The 24,755-nt window shown below is 42.4% G+C and carries 25 protein-coding genes; 17 read left to right on the plus strand and 8 right to left on the minus strand.

Annotation, left to right across the window (positions count from 1 at the left end):
• Positions 1 to 256 precede the first annotated feature (256 nt).
• The gene (sfsA, locus tag L5B76_RS08225) at positions 257 to 973 is read left to right on the plus strand and encodes a DNA/RNA nuclease SfsA (RefSeq protein ID WP_265755004.1); all 717 of its coding nucleotides are present in this window, start codon (positions 257 to 259) and stop codon (positions 971 to 973) included.
• A 172-nt stretch (positions 974 to 1,145) separates the two neighbouring features.
• Here the strand turns inward: sfsA and L5B76_RS08230 are convergent, their stop codons facing one another.
• The gene (locus L5B76_RS08230) at positions 1,146 to 2,099 is read right to left on the minus strand and encodes a GlxA family transcriptional regulator (protein ID WP_265755542.1); all 954 of its coding nucleotides are present in this window, start codon (positions 2,097 to 2,099) and stop codon (positions 1,146 to 1,148) included.
• Between the two features lie 108 nt (positions 2,100 to 2,207).
• On the opposite strand from L5B76_RS08230, the gene L5B76_RS08235 reads away from it, so the two are divergent.
• Both L5B76_RS08235 and L5B76_RS08240 read left to right on the plus strand, forming a co-directional pair.
• A complete protein-coding gene (locus L5B76_RS08235) occupies positions 2,208 to 3,062 on the plus strand; it encodes an MBL fold metallo-hydrolase (protein WP_103853205.1) in 855 nt (284 codons plus the stop codon).
• A gap of 232 nt (positions 3,063 to 3,294) precedes the next feature.
• Entirely contained in the window at positions 3,295 to 3,486 is a 192-nt protein-coding gene (locus L5B76_RS08240) for a hypothetical protein (RefSeq protein WP_208107154.1), read from the plus strand.
• 119 nt (positions 3,487 to 3,605) lie between these two features.
• Here the strand turns inward: L5B76_RS08240 and L5B76_RS08245 are convergent, their stop codons facing one another.
• Positions 3,606 to 4,292, minus strand: coding sequence for an alpha/beta hydrolase (locus L5B76_RS08245; protein ID WP_265755005.1), 687 nt, complete (start codon positions 4,290 to 4,292; stop codon positions 3,606 to 3,608).
• 146 nt (positions 4,293 to 4,438) lie between these two features.
• Entirely contained in the window at positions 4,439 to 5,134 is a 696-nt protein-coding gene (locus tag L5B76_RS08250; protein ID WP_265755006.1) for a GNAT family N-acetyltransferase, read from the minus strand.
• Positions 5,135 to 5,229: 95 nt separating this feature from the next.
• Between L5B76_RS08250 and L5B76_RS08255 the strand changes: the two genes are divergently transcribed.
• Positions 5,230 to 5,367: a hypothetical protein gene (locus tag L5B76_RS08255; RefSeq protein ID WP_265755008.1), complete on the plus strand. Its 138-nt coding sequence runs from the start codon at positions 5,230 to 5,232 to the stop codon at positions 5,365 to 5,367.
• 179 nt (positions 5,368 to 5,546) lie between these two features.
• Here the strand turns inward: L5B76_RS08255 and L5B76_RS08260 are convergent, their stop codons facing one another.
• Both L5B76_RS08260 and L5B76_RS08265 read right to left on the minus strand, forming a co-directional pair.
• Positions 5,547 to 6,128: an ADP-ribosylglycohydrolase family protein gene (locus L5B76_RS08260; RefSeq protein WP_265755009.1), complete on the minus strand. Its 582-nt coding sequence runs from the start codon at positions 6,126 to 6,128 to the stop codon at positions 5,547 to 5,549.
• Positions 6,128 to 6,484 carry an ADP-ribosylglycohydrolase family protein gene (locus L5B76_RS08265; RefSeq protein ID WP_265755010.1) on the minus strand — a complete coding sequence of 119 codons (357 nt, stop codon included), beginning with the start codon at positions 6,482 to 6,484 and terminating at the stop codon, positions 6,128 to 6,130. Before L5B76_RS08265 ends, L5B76_RS08260 begins: the two co-directional genes overlap by 1 nt.
• Before the next feature lie 312 nt (positions 6,485 to 6,796).
• On the opposite strand from L5B76_RS08265, the gene tyrS reads away from it, so the two are divergent.
• The 10 genes from tyrS (at position 6,797) to hflX (ending at position 17,565) form a co-directional block, all read left to right on the plus strand.
• On the plus strand, positions 6,797 to 7,984 hold the full coding sequence (gene tyrS / locus L5B76_RS08270; protein WP_265755011.1) for a tyrosine--tRNA ligase: 1,188 nt from the start codon (positions 6,797 to 6,799) through the stop codon (positions 7,982 to 7,984).
• A 175-nt stretch (positions 7,985 to 8,159) separates the two neighbouring features.
• Entirely contained in the window at positions 8,160 to 9,089 is a 930-nt protein-coding gene (locus L5B76_RS08275; RefSeq protein ID WP_265755012.1) for an aminoimidazole riboside kinase, read from the plus strand.
• Between the two features lie 11 nt (positions 9,090 to 9,100).
• Positions 9,101 to 10,552 carry a glycoside hydrolase family 32 protein gene (locus L5B76_RS08280; RefSeq protein WP_265755013.1) on the plus strand — a complete coding sequence of 484 codons (1,452 nt, stop codon included), beginning with the start codon at positions 9,101 to 9,103 and terminating at the stop codon, positions 10,550 to 10,552.
• Positions 10,553 to 10,562: 10 nt separating this feature from the next.
• Positions 10,563 to 10,904 carry a type II toxin-antitoxin system HicB family antitoxin gene (locus L5B76_RS08285; protein ID WP_103853212.1) on the plus strand — a complete coding sequence of 114 codons (342 nt, stop codon included), beginning with the start codon at positions 10,563 to 10,565 and terminating at the stop codon, positions 10,902 to 10,904.
• 95 nt (positions 10,905 to 10,999) lie between these two features.
• Positions 11,000 to 11,476 carry a tRNA (adenosine(37)-N6)-threonylcarbamoyltransferase complex ATPase subunit type 1 TsaE gene (gene tsaE, locus L5B76_RS08290; protein ID WP_115249142.1) on the plus strand — a complete coding sequence of 159 codons (477 nt, stop codon included), beginning with the start codon at positions 11,000 to 11,002 and terminating at the stop codon, positions 11,474 to 11,476.
• Between the two features lie 50 nt (positions 11,477 to 11,526).
• The gene (locus L5B76_RS08295) at positions 11,527 to 12,873 is read left to right on the plus strand and encodes an N-acetylmuramoyl-L-alanine amidase (protein ID WP_265755015.1); all 1,347 of its coding nucleotides are present in this window, start codon (positions 11,527 to 11,529) and stop codon (positions 12,871 to 12,873) included.
• Between the two features lie 22 nt (positions 12,874 to 12,895).
• Positions 12,896 to 14,848 carry a DNA mismatch repair endonuclease MutL gene (gene mutL / locus L5B76_RS08300; RefSeq protein WP_265755016.1) on the plus strand — a complete coding sequence of 651 codons (1,953 nt, stop codon included), beginning with the start codon at positions 12,896 to 12,898 and terminating at the stop codon, positions 14,846 to 14,848.
• Positions 14,848 to 15,774 carry a tRNA (adenosine(37)-N6)-dimethylallyltransferase MiaA gene (miaA, locus tag L5B76_RS08305; protein WP_265755017.1) on the plus strand — a complete coding sequence of 309 codons (927 nt, stop codon included), beginning with the start codon at positions 14,848 to 14,850 and terminating at the stop codon, positions 15,772 to 15,774. Before mutL ends, miaA begins: the two co-directional genes overlap by 1 nt.
• 103 nt (positions 15,775 to 15,877) lie before the next feature.
• Positions 15,878 to 16,171 carry an RNA chaperone Hfq gene (gene hfq, locus L5B76_RS08310; RefSeq protein WP_103853217.1) on the plus strand — a complete coding sequence of 98 codons (294 nt, stop codon included), beginning with the start codon at positions 15,878 to 15,880 and terminating at the stop codon, positions 16,169 to 16,171.
• A gap of 2 nt (positions 16,172 to 16,173) precedes the next feature.
• Positions 16,174 to 17,565: a ribosome rescue GTPase HflX gene (hflX, locus tag L5B76_RS08315; RefSeq protein ID WP_265755019.1), complete on the plus strand. Its 1,392-nt coding sequence runs from the start codon at positions 16,174 to 16,176 to the stop codon at positions 17,563 to 17,565.
• A 21-nt stretch (positions 17,566 to 17,586) separates the two neighbouring features.
• On the opposite strand, the gene L5B76_RS08320 is transcribed toward hflX, so the two are convergent.
• From L5B76_RS08320 to L5B76_RS08330, 3 genes are all read right to left on the minus strand, one after another.
• Positions 17,587 to 18,531 carry a sigma 54-interacting transcriptional regulator gene (locus L5B76_RS08320; RefSeq protein ID WP_265755020.1) on the minus strand — a complete coding sequence of 315 codons (945 nt, stop codon included), beginning with the start codon at positions 18,529 to 18,531 and terminating at the stop codon, positions 17,587 to 17,589.
• A gap of 102 nt (positions 18,532 to 18,633) precedes the next feature.
• Entirely contained in the window at positions 18,634 to 19,710 is a 1,077-nt protein-coding gene (locus L5B76_RS08325) for a TIGR01620 family protein (RefSeq protein WP_265755021.1), read from the minus strand.
• Between the two features lie 36 nt (positions 19,711 to 19,746).
• On the minus strand, positions 19,747 to 21,150 hold the full coding sequence (locus L5B76_RS08330; protein ID WP_265755022.1) for a YcjX family protein: 1,404 nt from the start codon (positions 21,148 to 21,150) through the stop codon (positions 19,747 to 19,749).
• A gap of 65 nt (positions 21,151 to 21,215) precedes the next feature.
• Here L5B76_RS08330 and L5B76_RS08335 point away from each other — a divergent pair, with 65 nt between their 5' ends.
• From L5B76_RS08335 to L5B76_RS08345, 3 genes are read left to right on the plus strand one after another with little or no spacing between them, the layout of a single operon-like run.
• Entirely contained in the window at positions 21,216 to 22,913 is a 1,698-nt protein-coding gene (locus L5B76_RS08335) for an ABC transporter substrate-binding protein (RefSeq protein ID WP_265755023.1), read from the plus strand.
• Positions 22,910 to 23,875, plus strand: coding sequence for an ABC transporter permease (locus L5B76_RS08340; protein WP_265755025.1), 966 nt, complete (start codon positions 22,910 to 22,912; stop codon positions 23,873 to 23,875). The genes L5B76_RS08335 and L5B76_RS08340 overlap by 4 nt, the downstream gene beginning before the upstream one ends.
• Positions 23,865 to 24,752, plus strand: coding sequence for an ABC transporter permease subunit (locus tag L5B76_RS08345; protein ID WP_265755027.1), 888 nt, complete (start codon positions 23,865 to 23,867; stop codon positions 24,750 to 24,752). Before L5B76_RS08340 ends, L5B76_RS08345 begins: the two co-directional genes overlap by 11 nt.
• Positions 24,753 to 24,755 lie beyond the last annotated feature (3 nt).

Genomic DNA, 24,755 nt, shown 5'->3' on the forward strand with positions numbered 1-24,755 from the left:
ATCTGGAAAACCTTGCTTTCCAGCCCATAAATGACAAAAGTCAAACTGCCCTAACTGTACCATTTATTGCAAAAAAGATACAAAAAGATTTTGCAAATTTCATTGAAAAAATTTACCTATAAATCAAATTTTTAAAAATCATCTAAAAAAGCCATAGAATCAATAATTAAAAACGAATAAAAAAGCACCGCACTTTACTTTTTCACAATTTTACAAAATGATACACTTCCCTTTTTAATCGAAACAGGAACACAAAATGCAATTACCCGCACTTCAATCCGCCACACTGATACGCCGTTACAAACGTTTTTTAGCCGATGTAGAACTAGCGAACGGTGAAATCCTTACCATTCACTGCGCCAACACAGGGGCGATGACAGGCTGTGGCGAAAAAGGCGATACCATTTGGTATTCCACCTCCGACAGCAAAACTCGTAAATACCCCCATTCGTGGGAGCTCACCCAGCTCAAAAATGGGCAAATGGTGTGCATTAACACGCACCGTTCCAATCAGCTCACCTTTGAAGCCTTGCAAAATAAGCAAATCAAAGAATTAGCCGCATACAGCGAAATTCTGCCTGAAATGAAATATGGCGAAGAAAACAGCCGCATTGATTTTCTGCTCAAAGGCGAAGGCTTGCCCGATTGCTATGTTGAAGTGAAATCCGTCACGCTCGTAAAAGGCAATCTCGGAATGTTCCCCGATGCAGTAACAACCCGCGGGCAAAAACACTTGCGTGAATTAATGGCGATGAAAAAGCTGGGACATAGAGCGGTGATTTTTTTCGCAGGATTGCACAACGGTTTCGATCGCTTCAAAGTGGCAGAATATATCGATCCCGAATATGCCAAACTGCTTAGCCAAGCCATTAAAGAAGGTGTGGAAGTTTATGCCTACGCAGGGGAATTTGAATTTTCTCAACAAATTCCCACTGCACTTTCTCTTACAAATTCAGTGCCTTACATCGAATAACAAAATTTGTTGAGAATTATTTGCATTTATCTATTGACTTCCTATTTGAGAACTATTATCATCTAACCATTCAAACAATAATAGATAATCACTCCAACACTTTAGTGCCTCTCCCCCCACAGAAAGAGGCACTTTTTTTTTGTGCGTGAAATGGGGAAGTGCGGTGCTTTTTTCACAATTTTTCCTTAAATCTTCTCCGCCAAAGGCTTGGGCTAATTTGATGTTTTTTCTTGAAATGTTGGCGAAAGGCGGTGGCAGAATGAAATCCCACTTGAGCCGCAAGGCGTTCAATTTCTAAATCTGTGCTTTCTAATAAAATGCGTGCTTGCTGCAAGCGAATTTCAATCAACCATTCTGTAAACGCCATTCCTGTGGCTTGGCGAAAATGGCGGGTAAAGGTGCTGCGGCTCATATTTAAACGCTGGGCAAGATCATTAATGCAATAATCCTGCATCAAATTTTGCTGAATATACTGCAATAATTCATTGATATTTTCACTGGCGGATTTTCTTGCCACTGGGCGTTCGATAAACTGTGCCTGCCCACCTTCTCGGTGTGGTGAGATCACCAACATTCGAGCCAACTGATTGGCTATTTTCACCCCATAAATCCGCCGCACAATGGCTAAACAGCAATCTAGCCCTGCCGCCGTGCCTGCTGAAGTCATCACCTTACCGTCTTCCACATAAATCGCTTGAATATCCAAATTTACGTTTGGAAAACGCTGACGAAAAGCCGCCTCCCCTAGCCAATGGGTTGTGGCACGTTTGCCGTTTAGCACGCCACTGTATGCCAATGGAAACGCACCGTAACATAGCCCCACTAATAATGCGCCACGTTCCAAGGCACTTTGCAAGGCGTTTTGCATTGCTAAGCTAGGCGGTTGGGTTAAATCGTGCCAACCAAAATGAACAATAACATCAGCTGTTTCCAACAAGGATAAATCCCCATCAGCAGGCACAAAAATGCCCTTTTCGCCATAGCAACTTTGGGTATTTTCTGCCACGATTTTCACCTTAAATAAGGGATCTTCACCCATATTCAGTGAAAAAACCATATTCGGAATGGCAAATTGAAAGGGATTAAAATTAGGGTATAAAACCAAAGCAACAACAGGTGCGGTCATATTTTTCTCGATTTTTGAGCCAATCTTTTCGTTATATGAATAATAAGCCAATATTTTTGATTTAGCAAAATAGCGATAATGGCATTTTTCATCAACAAAGGAAATTTTATGAAGATTAAACACTTATTTTCTAGCTTTTTACTTAGCGCCGTATTGGCAACTAACGCTTTGGCGCAAGATGTCTATCAACATATTCGCAATGCCACAGCTAAGCTCACTTATGCGGGCGAAACCTTTTTAATCGACCCAATGCTTGCCAAAAAAGGCACTTATGAAGGTTTTGAAGGCACGCTCAACAGCCAAAAGCGTAATCCATTGATTGAGTTACCTATGCCTGCTGAAGACGTGTTCAAAGGCGTGTCTGCGGTGGTGGTTACTCATACCCATTTAGATCACTGGGATCCTGTGGCACAACAAATCTTACCGAAAAATTTGCCTATCATCGTACAAAATCAAGCCGATGCAAAACTCATTAAAGATCAAGGGTTTAAAGATGTTCGCGTGCTAGATGAAAGCCTAAAAATCGGCAAAGTAACGCTACACAAAACAGGGGGCGCACACGGCACGCCTGAAATGTATGCCGTTGCCCCATTGGGTAAGCTCTTAGGCGATGCAATGGGTGTGGTATTCACCGCCAAAGATCACAAAACTCTCTATATTTTGGGTGATACATTGTGGACGGCAGATGTAAACAAAGCCTTAATCAATTACAACCCTGATGTGTTAGTGATGAATACAGGTGATGCGCGCGTTAATGCCTTTCCAAATAACGGCATTATTATGAGCAAAGAAGACGTGGCTCACGCTTACCAAGCCGTGCCAAATGCCAAAATCATTGCGGTACATATGGATTCAGTCAATCACACTGCGGTAAGCCGTAAAGATTTACGCGAATTTATCGCTAAAGAAAAATTAACCGATCGCGTTAGTGTGCCAAATGATGGCGAGAACATCGCATTCTAAAAAATATTGAAAAAAATTACCGCACTTTGATCTACCTTGATAAGCCATTCAAAGTGCGGTCAAAATTTCACAAATTTTCCCCCTATTCCACATCACTTTCTTTAAACCATTGCGCTAAATATTCTAGCAAGGCGGCTGCGGTGGGTAATAGGCTTTTTCTTGACGGATAAACTGCGTGGATCATTCCACTCGGTAAATGATAAGGATCGGCAAGGGCAATCTTGAGTTGGTTATGTTGTATTTCTTTGCGTACGGAAATATAAGGCTATGCGCTGAAATCCAACAAACTTGGAATCGTCCTGATGCAGAAAAATGGGCAGAGGCTTATCAAGCCGTTTTCCCTGAATATCAACTATTAATCGAAAGCTATCAAAAAGCCCGTGAAGTTGAGAAAAACCACGAAGTTTTAGATTCTGAAAAATAAACTTTTAATGAGTGTCTTTTTATTTTATACCGTCTAATTTTAGGCGGTATTTTTTTGAAAAAATTACCGCACTTTGATGTGATTTTAAAAATTCAAAGTGCGGTGCTTTTTTCTTTATTTTATGCCATTGTTGCGGCATCTATAATCAGTTGAGTTACCGCTTCGGCTTGCGACATTAGCGAAGCGTGGCTTGCATCAAGGCTGATAATTTTACGTGGGGAAATGCGTTCCGCCATCATTTTTTGGTTAGCCGGAGAGATCATTCTATCTTGCGTAGAAATTTGATAAAAACTTGGTTTCACCTTCCAAGCGGCTTGGCTGACGGTATCCGCAAAAGTGGAAGCTAATGGGGCTTTTTGTGTAATCGCCATTGGGTACGCTTCGTCCTCACTCACATCTTGGCAAAAACTTTGCTGATAACGACTGCGGTCAATCCATAAATAACCATCACTATCGCCAACAATGGCAGAAAATGCTTCAGGTGGATTTTGTTGACTAATTCCGCCCGCACTTTCACCCACTTCAGGGGCAAAGGCGGCGATATAAACTAAAGCTTTCACATTAGGTAAATCGCCCATTTCTGTGATCACTTTACCCCCATAAGAATGCCCTACCAGCACCACAGGCTTCTGAATTTGCGCCACCATTTTGCGTGTACGCGCTGCATCATCAGCTAATGAAGTGAGCGGATTTTCTACCGCATACACATCAAAATACCCCTGTGCTTTCAATGCGTTAATCACGTTATTCCAATGGCTTGCACCGCCCCAAAAACCGTGTACTAAAACAATTGCAGGTTTTTCCATTTTTTACTCCTAAGTTTATGATAAATTTTGTGCAATCATACGCTCATCATAAGCAAAAACAATAGGTAAAAATAGGGTCATCTCTCTAAATTCAATAGGCTTTACCAATAAGAAATAACAAAGTGCGGTCAAAATTTGGCAAATTTTTAGCAGTCATTTAATGCGCGTAATTGATTGCCTGTGGCATCAAAATTATCAGCCGAAAGCCAGCGTTGGAACTTAGGTTTCATTGCCTGCCATTCTTCTTGCAACATTGAAAACCACGCGGTATCACGGTTACGCCCTTTATACACTAGCGCACGCCTAAAAATCCCCTCAAATTGAAAGCCAAGGCGCTTCGCCGCATTGAAAGACGGCTGATTTAGACTATCACATTTCCATTCGTAACGGCGATAATGTAAGGTTTCAAACACATATTGCATTGCTAAAAATTGGGCTTCGGTTGCAACACGGGAATGTTTAAGGCTTTCTGAATAAATCACCCAGCCCATTTCGATAGTACGATTTTTCGTATCAATACGCATTAGAGAAAATGTCCCTACCACTTTTTCGCTCGCCTTATCAATAATCGCCAAATAATAAGGATCTGACAGGCTTTCCCATTGTTGCAAAAGTTGCCGCGCGGCTTGTTCATTAGGTTGTGCATCAATAGACAAATAAGTCCATTGGCTTTCTGGGCTGTTTGGCCCGAAAAAATCATAAATATCGCTAAAATGACGAGATACACAAAGGCGTTCTAAGCGGCAATATTGCCCCTCTAACACCTGAATATTCGGCAACTCCCCTGCGCTAAAATCCACAACAGGCTCACCGATAGGTTGATTGAGATGATTAAATCGCATTGTCTTCCTCCTATAACATTGCCTCTATGTTGTCTAAAAAATAGCATAAAATACAAGTGCGGTCAGATTTTTCACCATTTTTACAAGGACATTTAATGATAACGCCAAGTCAAATTATCCAACACATTGCCGATCATTATAACATAACGTTAATCCAGAATATTTATAGGCAAAATTCGCTGAATATGCCATTTTCCGCCATACCAACGGCGGCAAATGGTTTGCTATTTTAATAAATGTCGTGGGCAATAAAATTGGCTTAACAGATTAATATAAGGATAAAGTCGTTTTTATCGGATAGTCACTGCTGAATTTGGATGAGCATTCCTATATTCACGACTCACGCTTTCATAGCCCTATCGCAAGCTCATGTAGTAAAATCACCCCTGTGATTAATCTATAAATCTGTTTTTCAACTTAGATTCACCAGTTGCTCAGCTAATTCTAACGCATCAACTGGCCAAAAACATTCTGGGCGTGGGCGTTGAACGTAAGGAAGCCCCATCGCAGGGCGACAATTTAAAATGGCTGTAAGCCATTGTTCAGGAATAGAATTAATGCCATAAACTGCTCCCAGTAGCGCACCACAAATGGCTGCGTTGGTATCCGTATCGCCACCTCGCATTACAGTATCGATCACAGCACTTTCAAGACTTTCAGCGTGTATTAACTGCCACAGCATATTGTGAAAGGCAATGATCACCCAACCCTGCTGAGTAACATAATCCTGCGGTGGAGCGCTCTCTGATTCTTCAATAGCTTGTAACAATAAATTATCAACCGCTAACATTTGTGCCCACTGTTTGATTTTAACAAATAACGCCTTGGCATCGGTTTTTTGGCTAATTGCGTCAGCAATAGCCATTGCCATCAGAGCATTAGCCTGCAAACAGACTGGATTTGGATGTGTTAATTGCGCATCTTGCATTGCCCAGTTTGCCACTTTCTCAAGTGGATAATTCGCACCAAAAATACCTAAAGGGCTAATACGCATCAACGCACCATTCGCTTGGCTATTTGAATTTTTTGCCCTGATAGCGCTGAAGCGATAGTCATACCGCAATCAAAGGGTTGTGAATTAAGCCAAAACAGATAAACATTTTGCACCATTTTGACATCATAAGTGCGTATTTTTACCAATTGGCGCGCTAGCAATAATGCCATTTCAGAATCGTCCGTTGGTTGTCCTGCAATGGTATTCCAGGTTCCGCCATTTTCTAATTTTCGGACACCGTTAGAGTATTTTTTGCGAATCATTTCTGGCGATAAAAATTCTACCAAACTGCCTAGTGCGTCGCCCGCCAATTGTCCTAATAAACAGCCTTGTGCACGTTGGATTTTTTCTTGCATTCTAGCTTAACCTCTCAACCCTAAATTCAAGTATTATTTTTCCAAAACAAAAAGTGTAGCTATTCTACCACCATTTTTGCTTCTGCAAGGTATGCAAAATAATTTGTAGATTAAATACTTTTCTCTGAATTATTTTAACGGTTACGCTTAACTATTATGCTAAAAAACAAATAAGTAATGCTGATTATTTTGCAAGTCTTTTCGCAAATTCGCCCTTTTCTTTTCGATTAATCCCCAATCCGCCTTTTCATTTGCCCAAGATTATCTATAATAACCTAGTTTACATTAGCAAGAATCACATAGGAAAAACCAATGACAGAGATTAACAATGTCCTTGCCGAGTTAAAACGCGGTACGGATCAAATTTTTTCAGAACAGGATCTAATTGAAAAACTTAAAGAAAATCGTCCATTGCGCGTGAAATTGGGGGCAGATCCGACTGCGCCAGATATTCACTTAGGGCATACTGTGGTGTTGAATAAATTACGCCAATTCCAAAATTTTGGTCATCACGTGATGTTTTTGATTGGCGATTTCACCGCCACCGTGGGCGATCCTTCGGGGAAAAACGCAACCCGCCCGCCACTTTCTCGCGAAGATGTGTTACGCAATGCGGAAACCTATAAAGAGCAAATTTTCAAAATCCTTGATCCTGAAAAAACAGAAATCGTGTTCAACTCTGATTGGTTAGGGCAATTAGGCACGGTGGGAATGATCCGCCTTGCGTCCAATTACACCGTGGCGCGTATGCTTGAACGTGATGATTTCAAAAAGCGTTTTAGTAATAATCAGCCGATTGCAATTCACGAATTTATCTATCCATTATTACAAGGCCACGATTCCGTGCATTTGAAAGCCGATGTGGAATTAGGCGGTACAGACCAAACCTTTAACTTGCTGATTGGGCGTGAGTTACAAAAATCAGACGGACAAAAACCGCAAGTCGCCATCACCTTGCCACTGCTTGTGGGCTTAGATGGTGAGAAAAAAATGTCGAAATCCCTCGGCAACTACATTGGGGTGAACGAAGCACCAAATGAAATGTTCGGTAAAGTGATGTCGATTTCCGATGATTTAATGTGGGATTGGTATGATTTGCTTTCTTTCCGTCCATTAAGCGAAATTGCTCAGTTCAAACAAGAAGTAGCAGAAGGACGCAACCCGCGTGATATTAAGGTGTTATTAGCGAAAGAAATCACTGCTCGCTTCCACTCCGAAGCCGAGGCAGACGCCGCAGAGCAAGCCTTTATTAACCGTTTCCAAAAAGGGGCGATCCCTGATGAAATGCCAGAATTTACCTTTGAGGGCGAAATTGGGCTAGCCAACTTGTTAAAAGAAGCGGGGCTTGTTAGCTCGACTTCTGAAGCCATTCGTATGGTAAATCAAGGCGGGGTAAAAATTGACGGCGAAAAAGTGGAAAATGCCAAAGCTATCATTTACGCCTCCACCGCCGTTTATCAGGTAGGCAAACGCAAATTCGCTCGCGTAACGGTGAAATAATCCTTTTAAAGATAGGCGTATGAGAATACGCCTTCTTTTTACCCGCAAGCTAAATGGATTTTGCAAATCCTTGAAAGATCAGCAACATTTCCATATAAAAACGCAACGTAATAAAACGTAAAATAAAAGTGCGGTAAAAAATTAGCCATTTTTAACATTATCAATAGGTGGAATTATGTCAGAAAAAATTTGGGTATTAGGCGATGCGGTGGTGGATTTAATCCCCGATGGCGAACAACATTATTTACGCTGTGCCGGTGGCGCGCCAGCCAATGTGTCAGTGGGCGTAGCACGGCTCGGCGGTGAAAGCGGTTTTATCGGCAAAGTGGGCAAAGATCCTTTGGGCGAATTTATGCAACAAACCTTGCAGCAAGAAAAGGTGGATACCACGTTTATGACCTTAGATCCCGCACAACGCACTTCTACCGTGGTGGTGGGATTAGATCAAGGTGAACGCAGTTTTACCTTTATGGTTAATCCAAGTGCGGATCAATTTTTGCACGTTTCTGAATTACCTGCCTTTTCGCAAGGGCAATGGCTGCACTGCTGTTCCATTGCGTTAATCAACGATCCTTCTCGCACGGCAACCTTCAACGCGATGAAAAATATTCGTCAGGCGCAAGGCTATGTGTCTTTCGATCCCAATTTGCGTGAAAGCCTATGGCAAAGCCTCGATGAAATGCGTGAAGTGGTGATGCAAGCGGTCGCTTTAGCCGATGTACTGAAATTTTCGGAAGAGGAACTCACTTTCCTAACGCAAACCGACAGCCTTGAAAAAGCTTTTGAAAAAATCACCGCACTTTATCCGCAAAAGCTGATTATCGTAACCCTAGGCAAAGAAGGGGCGCTTTATCATTTCAACGGAACAAAAGAAATTGTGGCAGGCAAAGCATTACAACCTGTGGATACCACAGGCGCAGGTGATGCCTTTGTGGGCGGTTTATTAGCAGGGCTTTCGCAAAATCCTGATTGGCAAAGCAATCACGAAACGCTCGTGAAAATCTTACGCCAAGCCAATGCCTGCGGTGCATTAGCCACCACGGCAAAAGGCGCGATGTCTGCCCTACCGAACCACGAACAATTACACGCATTTTTAAGCGAATAAGGAGAATGCCAATGATCATTTTCAATGAAGGGAAATACAAAAGCCTTTACGCCGCCGAGCAAGGCGAGTTAGAAAAAATCGCTCAAACCGTGGCGCAAGATAAGGATTTTCGCCCTGTTTATCATCTTGCACCGCCAACGGGTCTGCTTAACGATCCAAACGGTTTGATTTTTGATGGCGAAAAATATCATCTTTTCTATCAATGGTATCCCTTTGATGCCTTACATGGAATGAAACATTGGCAGCATTTCATCACGCAAGATTTCCAACAATTTAGCCAAGCAGATTTGCTTGTGCCTTGCGAATTATATGAAAGCCACGGCTGCTATTCGGGCGGTGCAGTGTTAATTGATGACAACATCGCGGTGTTCTACACAGGCAATACCAGACGTCCAAGCGATAATCAGCGCGTACCTTATCAAAATCTGGCGATTTTCAGCAAAGACGGAAAATTATTAAGCAAACGTCCGCTTATCGAACAAGCCCCCCAAGGCTACACCGAACACGTTCGCGATCCCAAACCGTTTCTCACCAAAGACGGTAAAATCCGCTTTATCTGCGGTGCGCAACGGGAAGATCTCAGCGGCACGGCGTTAATTTTTGAAATGGACGATTTGGCAGACATGCCTCGTTTATTAGGCGAACTTGCCTTACCAGCCTTTGATAATCAAGGCGTGTTTATGTGGGAATGTCCTGATTTATCGCAAATGGGCGATAAATCGCTCTTTATTTGGTCGCCACAGGGCAAAGCGCGTGAGCGCGAGCAATATCAAAATAATTATCACGCTGTTTATGCACTGGGTAATCTTACCGATCGCCAATTCTACGCAGAACAGATTGCAGAACTGGATCAAGGCTTTGATTTCTACGCCCCACAAACCTTTTCTGGCACGCAAACAATGCTGTTCGGCTGGGTGGGGTTACCTGATTTAAGCTACCCTACAGATCTCTACAAATGGCACTCAATGCTTTCAATGCCACGTCAATTACGCTTACAAGATGGTAAAATCTATCAGCTACCGATTGAAAATATTTATAAAAATCTCACCGCACTGCAATCTATTACGATTGAAAAAGAGGCGGTAATTGCAGATTTAGATCGCGCTTATCTCAAATTTGATGCAAACGCCCAGCCGTTCAGCCTGAAATTCTTTAATAATGCACAAAATCAGCATTTAACCCTAAGTTATGACGGCGAGTTGCTCTGCTTAGATCGCAGTCAAACGGAACAAACAGATTCAATGAAATCCTTTGGCGACAAGCGTTATTGCCGCATTGAAAATTTACGCCAAGTGGAAATTTTCTTTGATCGCTCCGTGGCTGAAATTTTTCTCAATCAAGGCGAAAAAGCAATGACTTCACGCTTTTTCATCTGCGCAAGAGAAAATCAACTTTGTACAGATAAGCCACTTACATTGCAGGTGGGGTATCCAAAGAAAATTGAGATTGATTATATAAAATAGAGTTATTCCTATGACATTACTCAAATACAAAGGTTATGTCGGCACCATAGAAGCAGATTTAGAAAATAATGTGCTATTTGGCAAATTGGCATATATCCGAGATGTGGTTACCTACGAAGCAGAAACCTTGCCACAATTAGAGAAAGAATTTCAAACTTCTGTGGATCTGTATTTGCAAGATTGCCAAGAACTTGGGCGAACGCCTGACAAACCTTTCAAAGGCGTATTTAATGTGAGAATTAGCGAAGAACTTCACCGTAATGCTGTGTTAGCTGCGGGTGATCTTAGCTTGAATGCCTTTGTTGCCGAAGCAATTAAAGAAAAAGTAGAGCGTGCTGGCATTACAAATTAATACAATCTCGCATCATTCCCCCTACAAAATGCAATAAAAGTGCGGTACAATTCCGCACTTATTTTTATCTGAAATTAGCCAATCGCCGAGAAAATATGGAACAGTTTAGTCAATATATTCCTGATGAGATCACAATGTGTCGCTTTGGAGCAAAGTTAATGCAAATTGTTAGCCAAATGGCGACAGAAAAAGGCATTGTGATTTATTTAAACGGTGATCTTGGCGCAGGGAAAACCACCCTAAGCCGTGGAATGATCCAGGGGTTAGGCTATGAAGGCAAGGTGAAAAGCCCAACTTACACCTTGGTGGAAGAATATCATTTAGCGGGAAAATCCATTTATCATTTTGATTTATATCGTTTAAGTGATCCAGAAGAATTAGAATTTATGGGCATTCGTGATTATTTTAATGCACAAAGTATTTGCCTGATTGAATGGTCTGAAAAAGGACGTGGTTTACTTGCTGAGCCTGATTTGATCATTCAAATTGATTATGTTGATGACGCGCGCAATCTCACTTTGCACGCCAAAAGCAAGCAAGGCGAGCAGATTATTCAACAGCTCATCGCATAACGGATTGATAACGCCATTTAACCTAAGCTATTTTTTTGTGAAGTTTTAGAATGAGAAACCTTTACCGATTTATTTACCTTTTTTTCTTATGCGGATTTGTCGCCGTTTCAAGTGCTTTCGCCAATGTTTGGACGATCGCCATTGACCCAGGCCACGGCGGAAAAGATCCCGGTGCAATTAGCCGTACGCAACACATTTATGAAAAAAATGTAACGCTTTCTATTGCGCGAGAACTCAAAGCCTTGTTGGATAAAGATCCCAACTTCCGCGCGGTGCTAACGCGCAAAGGCGATTATTATATTTCTGTGCCAGATCGCTCAGAGATCGCGCGCAAATATAAGGCAAATTATTTGGTTTCCATTCACGCCGATTCTTCTGTTTCCCCTGATTTACGCGGTGCGTCCGTGTGGGTGCTATCCAATCGGCGTGCGAACAGCGAAATGGGGCAATGGTTGGAAGATCATGAAAAGCGTTCTGAGTTATTAGGCGGCGCAGGTTCGGTGCTAGCTTCCCATAAAGAGAAATATTTAGATCAAACGGTGCTAGATTTACAATTTGGCCATAGCCAACGTGTAGGCTATGAGCTTGGTTCGATTGTGTTACGCCGTTTTGCCAAAATCACCACCTTAAGCCGCAGCACACCACAACACGCCAGCCTTGGGGTGCTACGTTCTCCTGATATTCCCTCTATTTTGGTGGAAACGGGCTTTTTATCCAATCCTGATGAAGAGAAAAAACTCAACTCGCTGGCTTATCGTAAAAAATTGGCGATGGTGATTTATGAAAGTTTGGTGGATTTCCGCCGCCGTAATGTGAAAAGTGAAATCAATGTTGCTAAAACGCCAGCGGTAAATAGTAAAAATGAAAGTGCGGGGCAAAATTCGCAAGAAAAATCCAATTCAAACAACGATCTACCAAAAGACAGTGGCATTCGCCATAAAGTAAAAAATGGTGAAAGCCTTGGTGGATTGGCGGCTAAATATGATGTCAAAATGAGCGATATTATTGCCTTAAACAAGCTCAAACGCCGTGAATTATGGATTGGTGAAACCATAAAAATTCCTGACAATGGCAAAAATAGCAAAGCTGCAACAAGTAAAGCCGAGCCGAAAAATAGTAAAACAACAAGCAAAACAGAAAACAAAAAAACAGATAATAAAAAGACAGATAAGTTAAAAACCGACAACAAAAAAGCGGATAAAACTGCAAACAAAAATACCAAAACCGAGAATACTGGAAAAGACAAAACTCCGCCGAAATTCCATACAGTGAAAAAAGATCAAACCCTGTATGCGATTTCGCGTGAATATAATATTCCTGTGCCAACGCTGTTAAAACTCAATCCAAAATTGAAAAACGGCAAAGTACAAACAGGACAAAAAATTCAGCTACGTTAGGGCTGTTGATATAGGAACGCCAATGCCAATTCAAATTCTGCCACCGCAACTTGCTAACCAAATCGCTGCCGGCGAGGTGGTGGAACGCCCTGCATCTGTGGTGAAAGAATTAGTGGAAAACAGCCTTGATGCGGGTGCGAATAAGATCCAAGTGGATATTGAAAACGGCGGTGCGAGCCTGATCCGTATTCGCGACAACGGCACAGGCATTCCGAAAGATGAACTTTCGCTTGCTCTTGCACGCCACGCCACCAGCAAAATTGCGAGCATTGAAGATTTAGAAGCCATTCTAAGTTTAGGCTTTCGTGGCGAGGCGTTAGCAAGTATTAGCTCGGTTTCACGCCTTACGCTCACCTCCCGCACGGAAAAGCAAAAAGAAGCTTGGCAGGTTTACGCTCAAGGGCGTGAAATGGAAACCACCATCAAGCCCGCCTCTCACCCTGTTGGCACCACGGTTGAAGTTGCCAATTTATTTTTTAATACTCCTGCCAGACGTAAATTTTTGCGTACCGATAAAACGGAATTTTCTCATATCGATGAAGTGATCCGCCGCATTGCGCTTGCAAAACCGCATATTGCTTTTACGCTTACGCATAATGGCAAAATCGTGCGTCAATACAAAAGTGCGGTGGATTTTTCGCAAAAATTAAAACGCATTGCTGCCATTTGTGGTGATGAGTTTATTGCTCACGCCCTGCATATTGATTGGAAACACGATGATTTGCACCTTTCTGGTTGGGTGGCTGAACCGCATTTTAAGCGTTCGCAAAATGATCTCACTTATTGTTATGTGAATGGGCGAATGGTGCGCGATAAAGTGATCACCCACGCCATTCGTCAGGCCTATGCGGATTATTTAGGCGCAGAAGAATACCCAGCTTATATTCTTTTTATTGATCTCAACCCTAACGAAGTGGACGTGAACGTTCACCCCACCAAACACGAAGTGCGTTTTCAGCAAGCTCGGCTGGTACACGATTTTATTTATCAGGGTGTACAAAATGCCTTACAAACCAGTTTTGAATTAGGTCGTAATGAGATTGCTACGCAACAAATGTCGCCCGCAGAAACCGCCACACAACGAGAAGAAAAGACTTTCCAAGTGCAAGAACCACAAGGCTTATGGCAGCCCAATCAGGGTTCGATAAACCGTGCGGCGGCAGGAAGAAACATTTTTCAACCAATGCCTGATTATTCTAAACGGAATGAGCAGAACACAGCAGGGAAAAGCATCGCTGAAAAAAATACGCCAAAAGAAAGTGCTGTAGAAAAATCAGCAAAATTTACACCGCACTTTGACCATTACACCAAAACGCCTGCGGTATCCAAAAAGGAACGCCAAGCTTATGGTGAATTGCTACAAACAGGGAAATTGCAACAAAGCACGCAAACCGCTGCACCAAACAATATTCAATCTGCACCTGAAATGCCCCTTGCACAATCTAACCATATGCTACGCGCCTTAGCCTTAGTGGAAAATAAGGCCTTGTTATTGCAACAAAACCAGCAATTTTATCTGTTGCCAATTAAAAAATTACAACAAACGCATATTCAATTAAGCCTGCAACAAAATAATGTGCCACAGCAAGCGTTGCTGATCCCCATAATGTTTCGCTTGGACACGGAACAACAAGCCCATTGGCAGCAACAAAAAGCGTTCTTTGTGCAAGCAGGTTTTGATTTTAATGAAAATCTTGCCCAGCATCGCATCAGTTTAACCAAAGTGCCGGGCTGTTTGCGTCAGCAAAATTTACAGCAATGTGTGGGCAATCTGCTCAATCAAAACGTGGATAATTTCACGCAATTTTTAACCGCACTTTGTCAGCAATTGGATTATGCGAAAATTGAGATTTTCAGCGATGCGGTGAATTTACTCAGTGAAACAGAACAACTGGCTCAGCAACAGGCAGAATTTCATTTATCCCAATTATTTATCACCATTAATTGGCAAATCTATTTAGATCAGGAACAATAATGTCAGCCAAACCTCGCGCGATTTTCTTAATGGGGCCAACGGCCTCGGGCAAAACAGACTTAGCAATCAAATTACGCCAACATTTCTCGGTGGAAGTGATCAGCGTGGATTCTGCTTTAATTTATCGTGGAATGGATATTGGTACGGCAAAACCCAATGCGGAAGAACTAACTCTCGCCCCGCACCGTTTGATTGATATTAAAGATCCCAGCGAAAGCTATTCTGCGGCAAATTTTCGCCAAGATGCGTTGCGTGAAATGGCGGACATCACGGCGCAAGGCAAAATTCCTTTGTTAGTGGGCGGTACTATGCTCTATTACAAAGCCTTGCTTGAAGGGCTTTCACCGCTGCCTTCGGCAGATGAAAACTTGCGTCAAGAAATTGAGCAAAAAGCTGCACAAATCGGTTGGAATGGTTTGCACCAAGAATTGGCGAAAATCGACCCTATTTCTGCGCAACGCATTAATCCTAACGACAGCCAAAGGATCAACCGTGCGCTGGAAGTGTTTTATCTCACAGGCAAATCACTCACTGAACTCACAGAGCAAAAAGGTGAAGCGCTGCCTTATGCGATCACGCAATTTGCCATTGCCCCGCAGGATCGCCAAATTTTGCACCAACGCATTGAACAACGTTTTCATAAAATGATTGAGCAAGGTTTTCAGCAAGAAGTGGAAAAACTCTATCAGCGTGGCGATTTGCACGCGGACTTGCCGTCTATTCGCTGTGTGGGCTACCGTCAAATGTGGGAATATTTGCAAGGCGATTATGATCACGATGAAATGGTTTTTCGTGGCATTTGTGCGACACGGCAGTTGGCGAAACGGCAAATTACTTGGCTGCGTGGTTGGAAATCTCCCATCACTTGGCTTGATAGTTTAGCGCCAGAAAAATCCTTCCAGCAAATGACGCAAACGTTAAAATAATTCTTGTGCAATGATGACATTAATAAAGATTATTGCTATATTGAACGTCGGAGACAATTTTGTTCCCATAATACCCTATAACTAATATAAGAAGGAAAAAAAGATGGCAAAAGGACAATCATTACAAGATCCTTATTTAAACGCATTGCGTCGCGAACGCATTCCTGTGTCAATTTATTTGGTGAATGGCATTAAATTACAAGGACAAATTGAATCATTCGATCAATTTGTTATTTTATTAAAAAACACAGTAAATCAAATGGTTTACAAACACGCAATTTCTACGGTTGTGCCTGCGCGTGCGGTTTCTCATCACAATAACCAAGCTCACCAACAACAGCACAATGCAAACCAAGAAGTTGTTGCAGAAGCTGCCGCAGACGCACAAGCTGAATAATTTTGGATAATCCAACCATTTCAAGCTTATTAGAACAAAGCACGATAGAAAAAAGTGCGGTAGAAAATTTAGACGAAATTTCCACCGCACTTTCGCCTTTTTCTCAATCTCTCTTCTCAGCAAATCCACTTCAAGATCGCGGCATTATTGTGCAAGCGTTTTTTTCTGCGGATAAAAATCTGGACGATTTGGCTGAATTTCAGCTTTTAGCAGAATCCGCTCAGGTGGAGATTGCCACCATTATCACCACCAGCCGTGCAACACCGCAAGCGAAGTATTTTATCGGTCAGGGCAAGTCGGAAGAAATTGCCCAAGCGGTAAAAGATCACAACGCTAATGTGATTTTGGTAAATCATTGCCTTACACCAGCGCAAACGCGAAATTTAGAAAGCCTTTGTGAATGTCGCGTAGTGGATCGCACGGGGCTGATTTTAGATATTTTTGCTCAGCGTGCGCGATCTCACGAGGGGAAACTACAAGTCGAGTTGGCTCAGTTAAAACATCTTGCCACTCGTTTAGTACGGCGTAAAACAGGCTTAGATCAGCAAAAAGGCGCGGTTGGCTTGCGTGGCCCAGGGGAAACACAACTAGAAAGCGATCGCCGTTTGATCAAAGTTCGCATTGCTCAGTTACAAAATCGCTTGAATAAAGTGGAAAAACAACGCAATCAAAATCGTCAAACCAGAAAGAAAGCGGATATTCCAACCATTTCCTTGGTGGGCTATACCAATGCGGGCAAATCTACGCTGTTTAATTTGCTTACCAATGCTGAGGTTTATGCCGCGGATCAGCTTTTCGCTACCCTTGATCCCACCCTACGCCGCCTAAGCATTCCCGATATTGGCACAACGATTTTGGCGGATACCGTAGGCTTTATCCGAGATCTGCCGCACGATTTGGTTTCAGCCTTTAAATCCACGCTGCAAGAAACAACGGAAGCCAGTTTGTTATTGCACGTTGTGGATTGTGCCGATGCTCGAAAAGAAGAAAATATCCACGCGGTGAATGAAGTTTTGCAAGAAATCAATGCGGATCAAGTGCCGACTTTGCTGGTTTATAACAAAATTGATCAAGTGGAAAACCTTGCGCCACATATTGAATATGATGAGCAGAATCGTCCTGTTGCAGTGTATATTTCCGCCCATTTGCAACAAGGCATTGCCCTATTATTCGATGCCATTCGACAAAAATTAAGCAAAAGCATTGTGCAACTACAGCTTTGCTTGCCGCCACAAGCGGGAAAAATTCGCCATTGGCTGTATGAAATGGATTGTATCCGTGAAGAAAAAATCAGTGAGCAAGGGGAATTTTTGCTGAAGGTGAATATTGAACAAAGCGAATGGCAAAAATTATTGAAAAAACAACCGCACTTATCGGACTATGTAAGCAAATAAGCAAAGCCTTTCCGCGGCTTGCTATTTCCCGATGCCATATTGTTTTAACTTATTGGCGATGGCGGTGTGTGAAACACCTAATCTTGAAGCCAGCTTTCTAGTGCTTGGATATTCTTCATAAAATTTCTGCAATACCATTGCTTCAAAATTATTCATAATTTCATCAAGGGTTTGATTGCCAAATTGCTCAATACTTGGCAACGGAATTTCTTGCTCCACTAAGTGTAAATCAGCAATAGCCAACTGATTATTTTCAGCCAATGAACAAGCGCGGTACAAGGCGTTGTGCAACTCTCGTACGTTGCCTGCCCAAGTGTAATGGGTAAGATAATTAAGAAAGGCTTCATCAAAGTGCGGTGCAGAAATGCCCAATTCTTGGCTGATTTGCTGAATAAACATTGCTGTTAGCTGTGGAATATCTTCTTTACGCTCGCGCAGCGGCGGAATGGTTAAACTCAGTACATTCAAGCGATGAAATAAATCTTCGCGCATTTTGCCTTTTTCCACATAATGGCTAAGAGGAATTTGCGAAGTGCAGATCACGCGCACATCGGCATAATGCTCTTTTTCCTCGCCCACACGGCGAAACGTGCCATCATTTAGAAAACGCAATAATTTTGCTTGTAAGCTCAACGGCAACTCCGCTACGCTATCAAGTAACACTGTGCCACCGTTGGCATATTCAAAAAAACCTTGGCTTTCCGCTTGTGCATTGGCGCGTCCAAACATTTCGCTTTCGGCATCTTCACTTGGCAGCCCTGCGCAATTCACCGCAATAAATTGATTTTTTCGCCGTGGACTATAAAAATGACAGGCTTTCGCAATGAGATCCTTGCCTGTTCCCGTTTCACCTTGAATAAGCAAAGGCGCATCTAGCAGCGCAAATTTTTTGGCTTTTTCCACCACTTCTTGCATTTTGTGGCTTTGCATAACCACCTGTGAAAAAAGATCTTTTTCTGCTGACATTGCTTGCTCTCCACGCCATTTTTTGATGAAACTGGCAAGTATTGTAAACTTTTCTGTAAAAATGGAAAGAAAAATTTACAATTTTAATCAGGCAATGTGAGATTAATCTGCTTTTTTACTTGGCAACAATAAGCTCTTTAAATTCGATAACACTTCTTTTTGGATATGCTTTAAGCGTGGGCGTTCTTCTTGCTTAAAGGCAAGCGGACGGCAGAATTCCATAGCTTTAATGCCAAGTCTTGCGGTAAGCAGCCCCACACCAACACCTTGAGCAATGCGAGCGGAAAATTTCGCCGTAACATCTTGTGAAAGCCAATCCATTCCAATATCTTGGATCACTTCGGTTGCTCCTGCAAACGCCATATTTAATAGCACCATTCGCAATAAACGCAGGCGGCTGAAATAACCCAGCTCAATATGATAAAGTTTGGCTAACTGATTGATTAAACGAATATTTCGCCACGCAATAAAAAACACATCAACCACTGCCAAAGGGCTAACTGCAACAATGGCCGCGGCTTCGATGGCATTTTTGCTAATTAATTTTTGGGCTTGTTTATCAATGGGTTTTAGCACCGTTTGGCTGAATAAATAGGCGGTTTCACTGGCGGAATGCCCTTCATTAGCCTGTTTTTGCCACTGGATCAATTCTGGCGATTGCGGCGAAATATCCATTGCTTTCACAATATCTTGGCAGAGCTGTTGGACTTTTTCACTTTCTTGTGGGGAAAAATCTTGCTGAAAATCCACCGCACTTTGCTGGCGTACAGATTGGCGGTTAAGCAAGGTTTGGCTTTGCTTTTGCAAGATCATTCGTTTTTTTAACTTCACCAGCTTACGCCATTCGCTGACAATCGCGCTGATTCCCAATGCCACCAAGGAACAACTTGCCACGGCAAAAGAGAAATAAATCCATTGGTGATTTTGCCAGCTGTCAATCAACCATTGCACCGACTGCGCAATCACAGCACCGCCAAAAAAGAGTGCAGAACCTGCCAGCCATTTTTTCCACCAACGGGGTTTTGGCTGCACTGCTTGCTCAAACTGTGGTGCGAGATCACCCAGTTCATCTTCCACTTCCGCTTCAATAATTAAATTCTCTTGCGAAAAAGTTTGTTTCGGCGCAAAGGCTTGTTGTTCTTGATCTTCAAGTGCGGTGTGAAAAATTTGTTTTTTCATTGGTTATCTTTCTCCGTTACGATCAATGCGGTGCGATCAATCCAGTTTATCCGCGAGTAAAAATTGCAGTACGGCGTCCATTCGTAAATGGGGAATGGGGTTGCCTTGTTCAAGGGGCAGGGGTTCAAATTGATCAAATTCAAAATGTTGAGTTTGCCAAAATTGCGCATTCGGTAAGCGGTTTGGTACTTCCCCTGGGTAAAGGGTGATTTTTTGCTGATCTTTTTGTCGAACGCCTTGGATCGCAGGATAAAACTTACCATTTTGATTTACCGTAACCTGCTGTGTGGCGCGAATAGCAGCAATGGCGCTGTATGCGGTTTCAATGCCTTCATATTCCACATAACGACCGCCTTCTTGTACGAGCTGACGTAGCAGGCTGACCAAATTATGGCGTTGATCTTTAGTGATGTGATCTGCTTTGGTGGCAAGGAACATTAATTTATCAATTTTTGGTGAAAACAAACGATTAAGCAAGGTGCGTTTGCCATAATGAAAGCTCTTAAATAAGGCTTGCAATCCTTCTTGCATATCTAAAAAAGCACGTTGGCTATGATTAAGCGGCGTAAGACAATCTGCCAAGATCACTTGGCGATCAAAGGTGGAAAAATAATCTCGATAAAAACCTTTGACGATATGTTGGCAATAATAATCGTAACGCTTTGTTAAAAAAGCAAAATAGCTATTGCTATCAGCTTTTTTCAAGGCTTGCCATTGTTCCGCATTAAGATGAACCAAGGGAAAGAATTGCACCGCAGGCGAGCCTTCCAGATCGCCCATTAACACAAAACGCCCCGGTTGAATAAAGTGCAAGCCCTGCGCTTTACAAGCAAGTAAGTATTCCGTGTAATCCTTTGCTAGTTGCGCCAGCACTTCTTCATCAGCTTTCGCAAATAAGTCGATTTTTTCGAGTTTTTCGCGCCATTTTTGCGCTAACTCAAGACGTTGCCCTTGCATAAGCTGACGCTGTTGTTCGCTCCATTGTTGAAAATCTAATTCGAGCAAGGGTAAATCTAAGAGCCATTCCCCTGGGTAATCAAAAATATCAAGATAAAGGGTGCTAGTTTCTTTTAAATGACGCCATAAGCCACGCTGTTGGTAACGAATGGCCAAGCGAGTTTCACTCACGCCACGGGTGGAGTCAGGCCAGTGCGGTGGCTCGTCCGTTAAACATTTCAAATTTGTTTCATATTCAAAACGGGGAATGTGCATTGTGCGCTGTTCAATGCGTTTTACGGCTAAAATCCGTTTATCGCGTGCCGCATCAAATAAGGGTAAATGGGCGTTATCCACTGCATTAATATGCAAAAGTTGGTTCACAAGGCTGGTAATAAAGGCCGTTTTGCCGCTACGACTTAGCCCTGTTACGGCTAAACGTAACGTGCGGTCAAATCCACGGTCAATTAGGTTATCCAGTTCTTTTTGAATATAATCAAACATTTTATTTCTAAATTTCGCTAATATACTTTAAAATTTCGTCATAATTTATCACAAATATGCCTATTATGTTTATAAGAAAAATCGTTGTTTCTGCTATTTTGCTGAGTGCAAGCCTGATCAGCTTGCCCAGTTTTAGCGCCCCTAAAGTGCCAAAAATTCTCACGCAAAATGGGTTAATTTATTGCACGCAGGCAAACGGTTTATCTTTCAATCCGCAAACGAGCGATGCGGGAACCAGTATGAACGTGGTAACCGAGCAGATTTACAATAAATTATTTGAAATCAAAAATAACAGCGCAACCGTTGAGCCAGTGCTGGCTCAGAGTTATAGCCTGTCCGCAGACGGCAAAACCATCACCATTAATTTACGCAAAGGAATTAAATTTCACCAAACAGATTGGTTTACCCCAACGCGTAATTTTAATGCGGAAGATGTGGTATTTTCGCTCAATCGCGTGCTAGGACATAACACGGATTTGCCGACTTTAGAAACCCTAGTGGACTACAAAAATCCGCAATATCGTATTTTCCACGAACAAGCGCGCAAAGTGCGTTTTCCTTATTTTGAAAGCATTAAATTGAGCGAAAAAATTGAGTCTGTGGTTGCCACTTCGCCCTATCAAGTTCGAATCCAGCTTTTTCAGCCTGATGCGTCCATTCTTTCCCACCTTGCCAGTCAATATGCCATTATTTTCTCGCAAGAATATGCCTTGCAGCTCAACGCTGATGACAACCTTTCTCAGCTAGACACCTTGCCAGTGGGAACTGGCCCTTATAAAGTGCAAAATTTCGTGCGAAATCAATATGTTCGTTTAGCAAGAAATGAAGATTATTGGCGTAAAAAAGGGAAAATTGAGCATATTATTATCGATCTTTCCACAGACAGAACGGGGCGTTTGATTAAATTCTTAAATGGCGAATGCCAGATCACCTCTAGCCCTGATGTGAGCCAACTGGGGATTTTGAAGCAGTTTGATGAGCGCTATTATTTGAAGTCCACGGAAGGAATGAATTTATCCTATTTGGCATTTAATTTTTTGAAACCTACGATGAAAGATCTGGATCTGCGCCGAGCTATCTCGCAAGGTATTGATCGGGAACGCATTATTCATCGGATTTATCATAATACGGCAAGTGTAGCGAATAATATTATTCCTAATATTTCTTGGGCGGCAACGGTGAACACGCCTGATTTTGCCTATGATTACAACCCAAAAGCAGCCAAGGCCTTTTTACAAGATAAACAGCTCAAGCTCACAATGTGGGTGCTAAACGAAGAACAGGTGTATAACCCTTCGCCAATAAAAATGGCAGAATTAATCAAATGGGACTTAGCACAAGTGGGGGTGGAATTAGCCATTCGCCCTGTCACTCGCACTTATTTAATTGAGCAGCTGCGAAATGGTTCGGAAGATTACGATTTGATTCTCACTGGCTGGCTTGCGGGGAATTTAGATCCCGATAGCTTTATGCGCCCGATTTTAAGCTGCGGCACGGTCAATGACATCACAAATCTTTCCAACTGGTGCTATGCGCCTTTTGAAGATGCAATGAACCGCGCTTTAAATACCACGCATTTACGTTCGCGCGCCAATTATTATAATATTGCGCAAGAAATTATTTTGTCAGAATTACCCATCATTCCTGTGGCGAACGTAAAACGAATGTTGATTGCGAATTCACGGGTAAAAGGCTTGGAACTTGCGCCTTTTGGCAGCATTAACTTTACTACGCTATCCTATCAACAAGGAGAGAAAAAATGATTTTGTCGTTTTTCAGACATCTTATCTTGTTGGTGATCACCTTAGTGATTCTTTCTATCATTAGCTATGCGGTACTAATGCGCGATCCGCTCAATGAAGTGTTGGCTACGCCGCATTTTTATTCAGGCTATTTTTTCTATGTGAAAAATTTACTCAATGGGGATTTGGGGATTAGCTATAACGGCGGTGATTCCTTAAGTGATTTGGTTCTCACCGTGCTCCCCCCTACCCTTGAGCTTTGCTTTAGCGCCATTTTACTGGCGTTGCTCTTTGGCATTCCTTTAGGGCTAATTGGGGCGATTTATCGTAAAAAATTCTTCGGAAAAATCATCCGCACTTTGTCTGTCATAGGGCTTTCTCTACCCGTGTTTTGGCTTGCGCCTCTATTGCTTTATGCGGCCGCTATTTATGGCTGGGAGATTGCTGCTATTGGGCAATATAATTTGCTTTATGAAATTCAGCCCATCACGGGGTTTCCTATTATTGACGTTTGGTTTATTGATGAACCTTATCGCATTAAGGTGATCCAAAATGTGCTGCAGCACCTAATTTTGCCGACCTTAGTGCTAACCATTTGGCCAACAATGGAAATTATTCATATCGTACAAGAGCGTGCAGGCTATTTGTTTGAGCAGCCTTACATCAAAATTTCAATGACAAGAGGCTGGTCAATGTGCAAGATTTTGCGTACGCATATTTTACGCAACACCCTACCATTATTAGTGCCACAAATGACGCGATTATTCACCCTTGTGATTGCACAATGTATGTTGGTTGAAGGCACCTTTGGTTGGTCTGGCATTGGGCATTGGCTGATTAATGCCGTTGCCCAGCAAGATTACAACAGTATTTCCGCAGGCATTATCGTGATTGGATTATGTATTATTGTGGTGAATTTATTGGTAGAAACGCTCACCTTTGTGTTAGATCCGTTAAATAAGAAAGGTTGGTATGCAAGATAAAGATCCGGCAGAATTTCGCCACACAGCAACATTAACCACCATTTGGAAATTATTCCGCCAAGATAAAGTGGCACTTGCCAGTTTTTATCTATTTTTGCTGTTTATTTTGACCGCACTTTTTAGCGGATTCATTGCCCCTTATCCCGCTGAAACGCAGTTTATCGGTTTTGAGCTAATGCCCCCCTCTTGGGTAAATGGCGGAAAAATCGCCTACTTCTTCGGCACAGACGACATTGGACGTGATGTGCTAAGCCGCTTAATTACAGGAACAACCTACACCTTGGGTTCTGCCTTAATCGTGGTGATTTTCACCGCTATTTTAGGCGGCATTATGGGCGTTTGGGCTGGAATGTCGCAAGGGATTAAATCGCGTGTACTTGGGCATTTTCTTGATGCTTTCCTTTCTACCCCCATTTTGTTGATTGCCATTATTATTGCCACCTTAATGCAGCCTAGCCTGATTAACGCAATGCTTGCCATTACCTTGGCATTATTACCACATTTTATTCACGAGATTTACCAAGCCATTCAAAAAGAGCTGAAAAAAGAATACATTTTAATGCTCCGCCTTGAAGGGGCATCAAATTGGATTTTATTAAAAGACGCCATTTTCCCCAATATTTGGGGGAAATATATCCAAGAAATCACCCGCGCTTTTACCATCGCTATTTTGGATATTAGTGCATTAAGTTTTATTTCTCTCGGTGCGCAAAGCCCAATGCCTGAATGGGGCGTGATGATTAAGGATTCTCTCGAATTGATTTACCTTGCACCTTGGACGGTAATCCTACCAGGGCTTGCCATTATGGCGGTGATCTTAGCTGCGCTATTACTCGGCAACGGCATTAATAAAGCCATTGAAAAATATTATGAATAGGAA

It is taken from the genome of Avibacterium sp. 21-594 (assembly GCF_026226815.1).
Lineage (GTDB): Bacteria > Pseudomonadota > Gammaproteobacteria > Enterobacterales > Pasteurellaceae > Avibacterium > Avibacterium avium.